A 14,487-nucleotide genomic window follows, 5' to 3' on the forward strand; every position below is an offset into this window, starting at 1 on the left:
CATGCAGCTGCAAAAATCTTTTAAGGGAGAAGAGGGGACAGGAAAGCTCTACCTCGTGCCGACTCCAATCGGAAACTTGCAGGATATGACCTATCGCTCGGTAGAAATCCTCAAATCTGTTGATTTTATCTGTGCCGAGGATACTAGGAATACTGGCCTTCTGCTCAAGCATTTTGAAATTGCTACCAAGCAGATTTCCTTCCATGAACACAATGCTTATGAGAAGATTCCGGCTCTCTTGAATTTGCTGTTGGCTGGGAAAAATTTAGCTCAAGTTTCCGATGCCGGTCTACCTAGCATTTCTGACCCAGGTCATGATTTGGTGCAAGCAGCTATTGAACAGGGGATTTCTGTGGTTGCCTTGCCGGGGGCTTCGGCTGGGATTACAGCCTTGATTGCCAGTGGTCTAGCTCCTCAGCCTCATGTCTTTTATGGTTTTTTACCGCGCAAGAAGGGGCAGCAGGAGGAATTCTTCAAACAGAAGCTAACCTATCCAGAAACACAGATTTTTTATGAATCTCCTTATCGCTTAGTGGATACTCTGACCAATATGAGATCAATCTATGGCGACCGCCAAGTGGTCTTGGTGAGGGAACTGACCAAGATTTATGAGGAATATCAGCGGGGATCAATTTCTGAAATCCTCGTCCATCTGGCGCATACTCCTGCCAAGGGGGAGTGTCTCTTGATTGTCTCTGGCTCGAGTGGTCAGCAAGCACAAGCTGCTGAGCTGGATGATTCGGCGATTACAGGTTTAGTGGAAGAAGCGATTGCTCAGGGTGTCAAGCCCAATAAGGCCATTAAAGAAGTCGCTAAGACTTATCAGCTCAACCGCCAAGAGGTTTATAAGCTTTATCACGATTTATAAGGATCAGGCATTTTTGGCATGGATTCATAAATTGATAGACAAACAAAACACTTCTATTGGAACTAGTATAAGTAGGAAAACAGGAGTGTTTTTAGTATACCTAAATTGTCAAATTAGCTTGGGCAAACTGACTTAGAAAAATTTGATGAAGTATTTGATAGTTGGAAGACTTATGTGGGATTGTATTTTTGCCATCTTTGTCAAGAGTTGCATACTGGATGGCTTATGTTCGAGTTTGAGGGCACCGGAAGAATAATAAGCTTATTCGCCCCTTGCTCCAATTATGCTGACTTAAAAATTAACTCATATTCTAGTCCACAGGAGGTGGCCCTTATGTCTGAAAAAATTTTTATGAAAAAAGGCGCTTTACAGGTGCCTGATTATCCAATTATTTCTTATATCCAAGGGGATGGTATCGGTCAGGATATCTGGAAAAATGTCCGTCGCATTATTGATGAAGTCATAAAAAAGGTTTATGCAGGCTGCCGCCAGATTGACTGGCAAGAGGTCTTGGCGGGTGAAAAGGCCTTTACCTTGACTGGTCAATCTTTGCCGAAGCAGACTTTGTCTGTGATTAAAGAAAATCTGATTGCTATCAAGGGACCTTTGGGGACGCCAGTCGGACAAGGCAGACGTTCGCTTAACGTAGCTCTGCGTCAAGAATTAGATCTCTTTGCCTGTGTGCGTCCTATCCGTTATTTCAAGGGTGTGCCCAGCCCGCTCAAGGAACCTGAAAAAACTCAGATGACCATCTTTCGTGAAAATACCGAAGATATTTATGCAGGTATTGAATGGGAGGTCGGAACGGCGGAGGTTAAAAAAGTTATCAATTTCTTACAAGAAGAAATGGCTGTCAAGAAGATTCGCTTCCCTGAGACCTCAGCCATTGGCATCAAACCGATTTCAGTTCAGGGAAGTGAAAGGCTGATTCGTTCTGCTATAGATTATGCTCTGACCCATGGTCTAACAAAAGTCACCCTAGTCCATAAGGGAAATATTCAAAAATTTACCGAGGGTGGTTTCAGAAAATGGGGCTATGAATTGGCCCAGCGAGACTATGCCGAAGCCCTTGCAGATGGCTGCTTGGTCATCGATGATATCATTGCTGATAATTTCTTTCAGCAGATATTGCTTCATCCGGAAAACTTTCAAGTGGTGGCTCTGACTAATCTTAACGGCGATTACGCCAGTGATGCTTTAGCTGCACAGGTTGGTGGAATTGGCATTTCCCCGGGTGCTAATATCAACTATGAAACGGGTCATGCTATTTTTGAAGCGACCCATGGAACGGCACCGGATATTGCAGGTCAGAATAAGGCTAATCCTTGTTCCTTGCTCTTATCAGCTGTTATGATGTTGGACTACATGGGATGGACAGAAGCTGCCGATCAGATTGAAGCTGCGCTAGAAGAAACGATTCAGGCCAAACAGGTCACGGCTGATTTTGCTTCTGCTATGGATGTTGAGGCCCTCTCGACTAGCGATTTTGCTCAGAAGATTATTGACAAACTTTAAGACAGGAGACAGGCTAACCGACGAAAAAATGTTAGTATGATTTTATTCTATTTACCTGTACTGGCTGGACAAGTGATTCATCTTAATCATATTAGCAGTCAGTAGCTAATTGGCTCTCTCAAAGTTGGCTATAAAACTTTCAGTTTTAAGAATTAGTCCCAGCAGCTCAAAAGGCTGGGAACAAACTTGTCCAGTATTTCTGTTTTGGAATAACCTCTTAGCACAATGGTTGGGAGCAAGACTTGTTGGCTATGCCAGCAACTTAGTCTTACCCCTGCACAGTTCATGACGTGCTTTAGCACCAATGAATCACTGCTGGCTGGTTTTGGTTTTCCTTTTGCCACAAGTCCAAAGCGGAAAACTAAACGAATGTGATGACCATCGTTCATCTTATTTCCATCTCAAAAGCTCCCTCAGACCTCTTGAACTGTGCGGGAGTGGGTTAAAAAGATTTGGGAGACCTTTGTAATCGGGAAATGAAGCCTGCAAAGTAAGTGTCAAAAACGGTCTGGGGGGAGATCGTTTCAGATTATCACTTTAAAACCAGAACGTAGTGAGAACCAAAATTTTCAATTTTGGGGTTGATCCCACTCTTTTTTCACCTATTAATTATCTTTTCTTGCTAATATTCGGCTTTAGCTAAAATAAAGGAATCGTTTTCATGAAAATCTTTACAAGATTCAGACAACTATGCTACAATAAAGCCATTAAAATTTTGGAGGTGTCGTTATGACTGTTTACAATTTCTCAGCAGGACCTGCTACTTTACCTAAACCAGTTTTAGAACAAGCACGTGATGAGCTGCTTGATTATCAAGGTTCCGGAATGTCCGTGCTAGAAATGTCCCATCGCTCTCCAGAATTCGACAAAATTATTAAAGATGCGGAAAAACTCTTGCGAGAACTGATGGCTATTCCTGATAATTACAAGGTCATGTTCTTGCAGGGTGGGGCTTCCCTCCAATTCACCATGGTACCGCTCAATCTTGCTCAAGGTAAGAAGGCTTATTATTTAGTCGGCGGTTCTTGGGGTAAGAAGGCTTACAATGAAGCTGTAAAATTATCCAAGACCATTCCTTTTGAGCCAATTCTCTTGGCCTCTTCAGAAGATACGGTCTATGATCATATTCCTGACTTTGATCCAGCCAGTATTGATAAAGATGCGGCTTATGTCCACATTACAACGAACAATACGATTGAAGGAACATCTATCTATGATCTGCCTAATACTAATGGTGTTCCAATTGTGGCCGACATGTCTTCCAATATTTTGGCGGCTCGTTATAAGGTGGAAGATTTTGCTTTGATTTATGCTGGCGCTCAAAAAAATATTGGCCCAGCAGGGGTGACCGTGGTTATTGTCAGAGAGGATTTTCTCAATGCTCAGCCCCAATTATCTGCTATGCTGGATTATCGTATTCAGGCAGAGGCGGGTTCGCTTTACAATACGCCACCAGCTTATAGTATCTACATTTCAAAACTTGTCTTTGAATGGGTGAAGAATACTATCGGCGGAGTTGATCAGATGGCAGAGATTAATCGTGAAAAATCTGGCTTGCTCTATAATTTCATCGAGCAATCTGACTTCTATACCAGTCCTGTGAAAAATGTTAAAGACCGTTCTGTCACCAACATTCCTTTTGTGACCCCAAGTAAGGAATTGGATGCTGAATTTGTCGCTCAGGCTGATAAAATTGGCTTCAAGAATATCAAGGGTCACCGCAGTGTTGGCGGTATGCGCGCCAGTCTGTATAACGCTTTTCCAAAACAAGGCGTTTTGGATTTGCTCGATTTCATGAAGCAGTTTGAAGATCAACATAAGTAGAGAATGGAACTAATCCCTTTTTGATATGTGTAAGTAGGAGAGAATAATGGAAATTCGTCTGGCCCATCCGAACGAAGTGGACAAAATCATGACAATTATTGAAGAAGCGAGGAGCTACTTGGCTCAATCAGGTAGTGACCAATGGCAAAATGGTTATCCGAGTCAAGAGGATATCTTTGAAGATGTCCTCGAGGGACACGCTTGGGTGGGCCTAGAGGAAGGACTCTTGGTGGCCTATGCTGCAGTTATTGAAGGTCATGAACCTGCCTACGATGGTATTTATGATGGCAAGTGGGAACACAATAATTATCGTTATGTTACCTTTCATCGAATTGCTTTAGCGGATTCAGCCCGAGGACGGGGGGTGGCTCAAATCTTTTTGCAGGGTCTGATTGAAGGGCACGATGGTCCGGATTTTCGCTGTGACACACACGAGAAAAATAAGGCCATGCAGCATATCTTAGAAAAATTGGGCTATCACTACTGTGGGAAAGTTGTTTATGAGGGTGAGCGTTTGGCCTATCAAAAAATTAAGTCAAAGGCTGAAAAAGGCTTTTATCAGGAAGTGGATGAGGCTGATCATCATATCATCTAGACTGGTGAAAAGAGCTATCAGGCTAGTGTTCCTAGATAGCTCTTTTCGTATTAGTTCTTAGTAATAGATTATAACAAGGAGTAAATTATGGTTTACAGTGTAAAAACCTTCAATAATATCAATCAAGTTGGCTTAAAAGAATTGGGGAATAAATTTCAGGTTGATGGGGATTTAGCAGAAAACCCAGATGCTTATATTATCCGAAGTCAGAATTTGCACGATTATGCCTTTCCGAGCAATCTTAAGGCTATTGCGCGTGCCGGTGCAGGGACGAACAATATTCCGATTGATCGGGCAACAGAAAGTGGAATTGTCGTCTTTAACACCCCTGGTGCTAATGCCAATGCGGTGAAAGAGGCTGTGACAGCATCTATTCTTTTATCGGCGCGTGATTACATTTCAGCTAACGCTTGGGTTAATGGGCTTTCAGGTGCTGATGTTCCTAAACAGATTGAAGCTGGTAAAAAACAATTTGCCGGTACTGAAATCCGTGGAAAAACACTGGGTGTTATTGGGCTTGGGGCTATCGGCGCCCGTATTGCGAATGATGCCAGACGATTAGGCATGTCTGTTTTAGGTTATGATCCCTACGTTTCTATTGAAGCTGCTTGGAATATCTCCCACCATGTTAAGCGAGTTCAAGATATCAAGGAAATATTCGCCAATGCCGACTATATTACCATTCATGTTCCTCTGACAGACGATACCCGTGAGACCTTTAATGCCAAGGCTTTTGCCCTTATGAATAAGGGTACCGCCATTATCAACTTTGCTCGGGGAGAGTTAGTGAATCATCAAGATCTTTTTGAAGCCATTGAAGCAGGTGTGGTTAAACGCTACATCACAGACTTTGGCAGCGAAGAATTGCTCAATAAGGACAGGATTACGGTCTTTCCGCATGTGGGCGGTTCGACAGCAGAAGCAGAGCTCAACTGTGCCATAATGGCTAGTCAGGAAATTCGTCAGTTTATCGAAACTGGTGAAATCACCAATTCAGTTAATTTTCCCAATATGCACCAAGCTCTCGAGGCCCCTTACCGTATCACTTTGATCAACCGCAATGTTCCTAATATCGTGGCTAAGATTTCGACAGCGGTTTCTGATGCTAACATCAATATTGCCAATATTCTCAACCGTTCCAAGGGGGATTTTGCCTACACTTTGCTGGATCTAGATGAAACCGATAAAGAGAAGATTAATGCTCTAGTAGCGGCCTTTGAAGCCAGTGACAATATCATCAAGGTACGCTTGATTAAGGCTTATAAGTGAACCCCTGTTCTTTTGCCAAAAACAATGTCTCTTTGAAGGCATTGTTTTTTCTATAATTTGGTACAATAAGACCATTGACTATGAGTTAGGAGAATCTTATGGATAAAAAAGATTTAAAAGATTATCAGAAATCGTTAGGAGAGCGGTTTTATGCGCTTCATTTTACGGCCAAAGGCACAGGTATTCATGGAGTGGATATCTTGTATGTTGATTGTGAAACAGGTATAGAGTATCTTTTTGTTGGTGTCTCTGGAGGCAGTTTAATACCTTTGCTTAATCCTGATGGCAGTCCAAAAATCAATGAAAAGTGGCGAAATGGAGAATTATGATTTGTAAACAAATCTATCAATCTCCCTTGGGACCTATTTCCTTGGTTGCTGATGGCCAAACTCTTTTAGGAGCCTGGTTTCTCGGCCAGAAATACTATGAAAGAGGTTTTGAAGAGACTGATATAGTCTTCAAGGCTAATTCTGTTCTTGAACAAGCTAAGGTTTGGCTAGATGCTTATTTTGCGGGTCAAAATCCCTCAGCTGTTGACTTTCTGGCTCCTCAAGGGACGGCTTTCCAGAAGCGGGTCTGGCGGGTTCTCGTTGCCATTCCTGCCGGATCCACCCTGACCTATGGTCAAATTGCCAAAAAACTCAACTGTCGGTCTGCCCAAGCCGTTGGTTCTGCTGTCGGAAAAAATCCCATTAGTATCTTTATCCCCTGCCATCGTGTGCTGGGGAGTCAAGGAAAGTTGACGGGTTATGCTGGTGGTCTTGATAAAAAAGCTTGGCTGCTTGAGCATGAGGGTCTGACTATCACATTGAAAAAATAAGAGAGGAAAAACATGATTATTTTTTATCAATATCCTAAATGCACAACGTGTAAACGCGCTAAGGCAGAATTAGATGAACTTGGATGGAACTATGAAGCCATTGATATTAAGGCCAATCCGCCCAAAGCTGAGGAACTTAAGAAATGGATTGGAGACAGTGGAGGAGAGGTAAAAAAATTCTTTAACACCTTAGGCCAGTCTTATCGAGCACTTGATTTGAAGGACAAGATTGATAAAATCAGTCTGTCGGAAGCCGCTGATTTACTAGCAGCCGACGGTATGCTGATCAAGCGACCTCTCCTCGTGAAGGACGGAAAACTCTTGCAGATTGGTTATCGTACCCCTTATAGAAATTTGAATCTATAGCATATTGAAACCGCTTCTTGTTTTGAGGCGGCTTTTTTAATAACCATTCACGACAAAATAACGCCAATTCATGATATCGATAATCCAAAAATAAAAAAAACGAGTATAATGGATTTATCAACATAACGCTAACTGTGTTGATAAAGGAGGAGCGAGGAGATGTAAGTTGACTATTGGAAATCTTGCCAGACGTTGAAATTAGCTTAGAAAATATAGAATCACTTATAACTGATAATTTATTGTGCTAACTAGATGAGTCATTGTAATGATATATATAGAATCTTATTGGAGGAGAATTGAGATGTTGGGAAAATCACTTGAACTTGGCGAACTCTATAAAGAACTTAGAGTGGCCAGAGGACTGAAGCTGAAAGATATTGCTCGTGATAATCTATCGGTTTCTCAGCTATCCAAGTTTGAAATGGGCAAGACCATGTTGGCGGCAGACAAACTTCTTTTAGCCATTGAAGGAATTCACATGACTTTCTCAGAATTTGGTCACGCGTTGACGCAATATCACGAATCTGACTTATTTAAAACTGGCAAAAAGATTGTGGAGTTTCAAGCTAAAAGGAATATTAAGGGCATAAAGAAAATATTGAAAGATTATCAAGATACAGAGACTTACGATGTTTATAATCGGCTTAATAGACTTATTATTAAGGCCACAGTTCATAGCCTAGATTCTAGCCTTGAAATTACGAATGAAGAAAAGGAATTTCTAACTTCTTATCTTTATGCTATTGAGGAGTGGACAGAGTACGAGCTTTATCTTTTTGGCAATACTCTATTTATTTTATCCGATGATGATTTGATTTTTTTGGGTAAGGCTTTTGTGGAACGAGATAAACTGTATCGGGAACTTCCAGAGCATAAGAAACGTTCTGAACTAGTTTTAATAAATCTTATTCTTATCTTGATTGAACACCGAAATTTTTATCACGCTTCTTATTTTATTGAAAACCTTGAGAATATGCTTACTTATCAAGATATGTTTGCTAGGGTGGTTCTGAATTTTTTAAAGAAGGTGATGAACTACCTTAAAGGTGAAACAGCCGATTTATCAGATGTGGAAGTGTATATTAGTTTAATAGAGAAGCTTGATAATCCTACATTAGTCATGTTTCTCAAAACAAATTTGGAACAGATTACAAAGAGAAAATAGTTTTCAAAATATAATAAAAGGCATCGAGCTATTAAAGGAGTCGGTGCCTTTCTTTTGGGAGAATATAAAGATGGAAATATAAAGTATTTTATTGCCTTGTTAACTACAAAAGTGGTAGGAGTAAAAACGGCAAGCAAATGGTGAAATAAATAATTCTTTTTAGCATAAGGCACCTCAACCTCCTTCATACTTATTCTACTAAGAAATTTTTGTAAAACGGCATATTCGCAAATATGAAAATTTTCAAAAAAAAAATATCAGATTTGCGAATTTCTAAAAGACAGTAAATGAGATGGTATATTATTAGCGTAAAATATTTAATTAGAATTTTACATTTTCAATTTGCTAATTATTGTTAGTGAGTGCAATGCTAGCTAGTACTGTGCTAATAATAATTTTAGAAAGTATAATGTAGATACATTGGGAATCCCTCCCCTTACCATCGATACTTATGAAGATAAGTTTAATTTATCTCAGCGGCAAGAGAGATTTTTAAGAAACTTCATGAGTAAAAAAGAGCGTTTAAGTGAGTTTTACTCAATTTTTGATGCTTCTAAAAAAGTTGAAGAATTGTCCTATAATTTTATGGTCTATCAGTATCCAAATGGGAAATCTTTCAAGAATTTCATGGATTTAGATGAATTCTTTAAAGAAATGGCTGAATTTGTTTTTGAAAAAATAAATTTAGGTGCCCTACGTTCAGGTTTTTTTGAATTTGCTGACTATCCTTTGATAGCTTTTGTTATCAAAAGAATCTGCTCATCTAATTCACAGTCCGTTCTCTTTACAGAAGAAGATTTAGAAGAACTGTTAAAAATGTTAAAGTCAAAAAGATATAATTCAGATCACTCCTATGCATTCTTTGCTCAAATTGGTCAAGATGGTTTATATTTAAACCATGTCTATAAAGGTCTAGGAATCTTTAATAATCGATATCGAGAGAACTTTTTTGTTAGTGATTTTGAACAAAATTATAATTTTGGAGAAATTCTAGATATTCCTTATTACTTTGGCTTTAATGCTAATAAAAGGCCTGAGCATCCAAGCTTTGATGTTTTGGGGTTATCTGAGTATTCGAAGGAAAGTAAGTTGGATTACCGAGATATAACGATAACCGTTGACAATTCAAAAAAATGTCTTAGATTTTTAGATAATCATGGCAAAGAGTTTTATTTTTCATTTTTAGGAAATATGACGCCGATAGTATTTCCTAGAACATTAGCCATGTTCAATAGTTTGTCATTAACAGGTGGAATGTATTTTGACTTGTCTGATTTGGTTTTAAGAAAGAAATATGCAGAGAATAAGGATTTAGATGTTTTTGATTCTCCTCAGATTTATTTTCTAGATAAAGAAATTATTTTATCCAGAAGGAAAACGTTAGTGCGAACGAAGTTTCTGAGAAAAATTTTTAATGATAGTCAAAATAATGCTCAAGTTTTACTGGGGCTAAAAAAAATCTGCCCCTACTCTTCATTATTTGTTAGAGAATTTTTTATTGATAGTAATTTCAAAAATAAAATAAAAAAACCAATTTTCGTAAATCTAAATAGTTCTTTGGGGCTAGAGAATCTTATAGATTATGTTAAAAAGGTAGACTGGGTAACGCTCGAAGCACCTCAACCTGAGTTTAATCAGGATCATCTAATAGAATTTATTCTTGAAAGTAAAAATACAAATTCTGGTGAATAGCTATTAATCGTGGTAAAAGTAAGAATTCACAACGAAGCAGGTGTAATTCCGTACATAGTAAAAAGGAGATGTAGATGTTTACATTAACTAATATTGAAAAAGCATTTGGTGCAACGAATAAGATTTTACAAGATATTTCTCTTTCAATTGAAGATGGTGAGCGAATTGCTTTGTTGGGAAGTAATGGTGCTGGCAAAACTACTTTGTTAAAAATTATTTCCGGACAATTGAAGCGAGATGGAGGGACGATTGACACGGAATTGGATTTTCAAAGTGAAATTGGCATGATGCCGCAAGAAGATATTTTGATTAATGATTTAAAGGTAAAAGAAATAGTAGCTTTAAAGACTTATATGAACCACCTAGGTAGTTTAGATATTGATGGTCTTCTAAATAGGGTTGACTTAAAGAACCAGAAAGATAGCTTTGTATCCAGTCTTTCTGGTGGACAAAAAAGGCGTCTCTCTTTATTATTAGTAATTTTAAACAATCCTAAATTGGTTTTTCTTGATGAACCAACTACTGGAATGGATTTAGAATCTGTTGATCGGTTCTGGGAACTACTAAAAAAACAAAACGTAACCTCAGTAATAGTAACTCATGATTTTAATCAAATTGATAAGTTTTTTTCCCGAGTATTGATTTTGAAAAATGGTAAGATTTTTGCTGATGAGAAAGTTGAGGCTATTCATCAACAGGGTTTAACAATTGAAGAATTTTATAGGACTATTAACGGTAAGGAGGAGTAAGATGCCAAGGTTCATTCAGTTAAAACAGGTCATACGGAACAAACGGTTTTTGCTATTCACGATTTTTATTCCCGTAGTTTGGTATGCTTTTTTGCATAATGTTCAAAGTGATGTCTCATCTAATATTATTTTAGGGATTGCAGTTTTTATTGGTATTATCGGTAATAGCTTAGCGACATTTAGCAAAAGAATCTCGTCTAATATTGATTTCTATTCATTTGAATCGCGATTTACTCATTATAGTGTTAAGAAGTATCTTTTTGACCAGACTTTTGTCCAAATTGTTCTCAATGCTCTAATTTTCTTTGTTCTTCTTTTTTCGGCTGTTGTATTTTTTAACTTTTCTATATCAAATACTGTTTTTGTTCAGTGCTTACTTTTAATGTTTATGGGGCTCTACTTTAGTATCATTGGTTTTGTTATGGGGGTTCGATTGGATTCGAAAATTATTGATACAGTTAGCTTTCCGATTATTATTTTAGCAGCTTTGATGATTATTCCTTTCAATAACTTAGGAGCTTCAGGAAATTTTGTAGATTTTTTGACTAAAGTTCAAATGATATTTCCAGGCTACTACTATAGTAATCTTATCAATGAACTAATAAGAGATAATCCCGTTAAAACAAGTGATATTCTTTTGTTCATAGTAACATTTTTCCTTAATATTCTTGTGTTGTATTTCTTGATCCCGCATGGTCAGTTGAAACAAAGATCAGCTAAATGAATAAAACATAATTTAGATTAGAAATAGGGGTCGGGGGACTGCCTTTCGAGATAAAGCCAGCAGTAAGGTTATTATCGCTTATACAGCTACTAATAATGATGGCAATGAATTGCAAGATGCTCTGGGAGCCGATTTAATTGGGATTGGTTTAGCACATGGGCAACATTACCAGCCAGCTTATGATTTTTACGATAAGATTGCCAACCAGTATGGGGCTGGGAACATTGTTATTACCGGTCATTCCTTGGGTGGCAATGTCGCTCAGCGGGTAGCCTTGAAAAAGAATGTTGCCACAACGGTTGTTTATAATGCAGCCCCGCTTTATATTCCATCTGTTGCCTATTTAGGGAATAAAGCTTATGATTCCCTTCGGGAAAACCTTCAGGGAAAATTTAATCTCCCTTCCAATAAGGCTGAGGCTCAGCGAACTATTGCGGATATTAAGAGTGATATCAAGGCTTTTACGGGTGATGTTATCCGTATCACAACCCAAAAAGACTGGTTCAATAATGCTATGCGATGGTTAGGAGCGGTTTATCTTGGTAAAGAATATGTGATTCCCAATTCTGGCAATCACGATTTGAAAACGATTGCGGAAGATGCCAAGCAGGTGGCTAGTGTGAAACAATGGACTACCATTTGATTTTCTAATTAAAATAACTGATCTTCTTTAAACAAAGGCAAGGAGGTCAGTTTTTTTGAAAAATTATTTGAATAATCTAAATTTATGTTATTTTTCGTTAATGTATTAGAAATATTTTTGTGATATAGTTGTTCTACTATACAATTGTACCAAGAAAGTATAACAATAGAGAAAGGTTTTTAAAATGAAAAAAGCTAAAGCGAAAAAGAAGATGAAGAGACGAACTAAGCGAGTCTTATGGGGGACAGGAGCAGTTTTAATCCTAGCTTTGGCTGGTGGTAGTTACTATGCCTATCAGAATTTCATTCCTCACAAGGCGGGCTTTGATAAGGACGCAACGGCTCAGTCCAATTTTTTCCAATATATCAATAAGGACTATTTAACCAAAACAAAGATTCCTAAGGATAGAGCGACACAAGGTGTTACTGAAGAGCTTCAGGACAAGGCGGACAAGCAGCTTATATCAGATTTGGATGGACTGGTTGCTAAGAAAAAGTCTACCAAGGTTGATGGGATGAATGTGGTTATCGACTACTATTCTATGGCGGCAGACAGTAAGACCCGCAATAAAACTGGTACTAAGCCAGCTCAGAAATACCTTAAGCAACTGGATGATCTTGATAGTCTTTCTCAGCTCAATCAATCTTATAAAGATCTGGCAATGGAAGGGATGGTGCTGCCCGTTAATGTTTCTCTGGTTCCCCAAGATACTGATACCAGTCGCTATATTTTAAGTTACAGTGAAACTGGTGGAATTCTTCCTGATACCAGCATTTATAGGGATAAGAATCAATCTCAGCAATATTTCAGGGCCTATAAAGAGGCGGCGACAGCTGTTATGAAGGATATGGGTTACAGTAAGTCTGAGTCCGAAAAGATGGTTGAGCAAACTATTTCCTTGGATAAGAAGATGGCTAAATATCGCATGTCAGCAGAAGATGCTTCAGATCAAACAAAAATCTATCATGAAGTTTCTACTAATCAGTTCAAATCTTATTCAAAAGATTTGGACTTGATGGGCTTGGGTAGTAATTTGGTTGGACATTCGGTCGACAAGGTGAATGTGACCAATCCTAAGTATTTTAAAGCCCTCAGTAAGTTTATCAATCAGAAAAATTTTAAAGAGGTCAAGGCTTGGATCTTAGTTCAAAACGCTATGAACATGACAAACTATCTGGATCGCTCTACGCAAGAAGATGCCGGTAAGTATCAAACGATGATGACAGGACAAAGTCAGCTTCCAAGCCAGAAGAAGCTAGCTTATAACTTGGTCTCTCAATCATTTTCAGATAGTCTGGGTGTTTATTACGGTCAAGAGCATTTTGGTCAAAAGACTAAGGATGATGTGACAAAGATGGTTAAAAACATCACTAAAACCTATAAGAAACGTCTGGAGAATAATAGCTGGCTATCTCAAGCTACCAAGAATAAGGCTATTGAGAAGCTGGATAGTATTACCTATAACATCGGTTATTCCGATTATGTCGAAAAGGATTTTTATCAAAATATTTCAATTGATAAATCTAAGTCTCTTCTTGATAATGATATGGAAATTACCAAGAAATGGATGTCCTATCAATTTTCAAAATATGATCAGCCTGTCAATGAACAAGCAGATGGAGTTTCTTCTTTTGATGTTAATGCCTTCTATGATCCAACGAATAATTCTATTAATTTAGATGCTGCTATTTTGCAGGATCCATTTTATTCGAAAAAGAATAGTGATGAAGATAACTATGGTGGTATTGGGATTGTCATTGGTCACGAAATCAGTCACGCATTTGACAGTAATGGTGCCAACTATGATAAAAATGGCAATCATAAGAACTGGTGGACTAAGGCAGACCGCAAGGCTTTTGATAAGAAGATTAATACTTTGATTAAGCAATGGAATGGTCTGGAGTACGCTGGTGTTAAGGTCAATGCTAAGCAGACTGTAACTGAAAATGCTGCCGATTTGAGTGGTGCCAATGTCGCTCTGCAAGCTTTAAAAGAACAGAATACTTCATCTCAGCTGAAAGATTTCTTTGAGAGTTATGCTGTTAGCTTTCGTGAGGTCGGATATGTTCAATATTATAAATCAGTGATTCCTACAGACGTTCACGCTCCAGCTGAACTACGGGTTAACCAGGTTGTCAAAAACATGGATGATTTCTACAAGGCTTATGATATTAAAAAAGGCGACAAGATGTATATGGATAAGAAGGACCGCTTAACTATTTGGTAATTATCTTGTCTTAGCTAAAAAAAAATTCCT

At 38.4% G+C, this 14,487-nt stretch carries 13 protein-coding genes and 1 pseudogene; all 14 read left to right on the forward strand.

Annotated elements, in window-relative coordinates; genetic code table 11:
* Window position 1 precedes the first annotated feature (1 nt).
* Window positions 2-868: a 16S rRNA (cytidine(1402)-2'-O)-methyltransferase gene (rsmI, locus tag G7Y32_RS00290; protein WP_165209045.1), complete on the forward strand. Its 867-nt coding sequence runs from the start codon at window positions 2-4 to the stop codon at window positions 866-868.
* 333 nt (window positions 869-1,201) lie between these two features.
* Window positions 1,202-2,383, forward strand: a complete 1,182-nt coding sequence (gene icd, locus G7Y32_RS00295; protein ID WP_165209048.1) for an NADP-dependent isocitrate dehydrogenase — start codon at window positions 1,202-1,204, stop codon at window positions 2,381-2,383.
* Between the two features lie 729 nt (window positions 2,384-3,112).
* A complete protein-coding gene (serC, locus tag G7Y32_RS00300) occupies window positions 3,113-4,207 on the forward strand; it encodes a 3-phosphoserine/phosphohydroxythreonine transaminase (protein WP_165209051.1) in 1,095 nt (364 codons plus the stop codon).
* Window positions 4,208-4,253: 46 nt separating this feature from the next.
* Complete coding sequence (locus G7Y32_RS00305) at window positions 4,254-4,802, forward strand: GNAT family N-acetyltransferase (protein ID WP_165209054.1); 549 nt, start codon at window positions 4,254-4,256, stop codon at window positions 4,800-4,802.
* 87 nt (window positions 4,803-4,889) lie between these two features.
* Window positions 4,890-6,071 (forward strand): phosphoglycerate dehydrogenase, encoded by a 1,182-nt coding sequence (locus tag G7Y32_RS00310; protein ID WP_165209057.1) that lies wholly within the window; start codon window positions 4,890-4,892, stop codon window positions 6,069-6,071.
* A gap of 98 nt (window positions 6,072-6,169) precedes the next feature.
* Window positions 6,170-6,400 carry a DUF6440 family protein gene (locus G7Y32_RS00315; RefSeq protein WP_165209060.1) on the forward strand — a complete coding sequence of 77 codons (231 nt, stop codon included), beginning with the start codon at window positions 6,170-6,172 and terminating at the stop codon, window positions 6,398-6,400.
* Entirely contained in the window at window positions 6,397-6,891 is a 495-nt protein-coding gene (locus G7Y32_RS00320; RefSeq protein ID WP_165209063.1) for a methylated-DNA--[protein]-cysteine S-methyltransferase, read from the forward strand. Before G7Y32_RS00315 ends, G7Y32_RS00320 begins: the two co-directional genes overlap by 4 nt.
* Window positions 6,892-6,903: 12 nt before the next feature.
* A complete protein-coding gene (locus G7Y32_RS00325) occupies window positions 6,904-7,257 on the forward strand; it encodes an arsenate reductase family protein (RefSeq protein WP_165209066.1) in 354 nt (117 codons plus the stop codon).
* 301 nt (window positions 7,258-7,558) lie between these two features.
* Window positions 7,559-8,422 (forward strand): Rgg/GadR/MutR family transcriptional regulator, encoded by an 864-nt coding sequence (locus tag G7Y32_RS00330; RefSeq protein WP_165209764.1) that lies wholly within the window; start codon window positions 7,559-7,561, stop codon window positions 8,420-8,422.
* 504 nt (window positions 8,423-8,926) lie between these two features.
* On the forward strand, window positions 8,927-10,114 hold the full coding sequence (locus G7Y32_RS00335) for a hypothetical protein (RefSeq protein WP_241154179.1): 1,188 nt from the start codon (window positions 8,927-8,929) through the stop codon (window positions 10,112-10,114).
* Window positions 10,115-10,188: 74 nt separating this feature from the next.
* Window positions 10,189-10,863 (forward strand): ABC transporter ATP-binding protein, encoded by a 675-nt coding sequence (locus tag G7Y32_RS00340; protein ID WP_165209069.1) that lies wholly within the window; start codon window positions 10,189-10,191, stop codon window positions 10,861-10,863.
* A 1-nt stretch (window position 10,864) separates the two neighbouring features.
* Window positions 10,865-11,587: an ABC transporter gene (locus G7Y32_RS00345; RefSeq protein WP_165209072.1), complete on the forward strand. Its 723-nt coding sequence runs from the start codon at window positions 10,865-10,867 to the stop codon at window positions 11,585-11,587.
* Between the two features lie 34 nt (window positions 11,588-11,621).
* Window positions 11,622-12,230 (forward strand): annotated as a pseudogene (locus tag G7Y32_RS00350) (alpha/beta hydrolase); the annotation flags it as partial.
* Between the two features lie 184 nt (window positions 12,231-12,414).
* Entirely contained in the window at window positions 12,415-14,457 is a 2,043-nt protein-coding gene (locus G7Y32_RS00355; RefSeq protein WP_165209075.1) for a M13 family metallopeptidase, read from the forward strand.
* The last annotated feature ends 30 nt before the right edge of the window (window positions 14,458-14,487 follow it).

This window comes from Streptococcus tangpeifui (assembly GCF_011038795.1).
Classification (GTDB): Bacteria; Bacillota; Bacilli; order Lactobacillales; family Streptococcaceae; genus Streptococcus; species Streptococcus tangpeifui.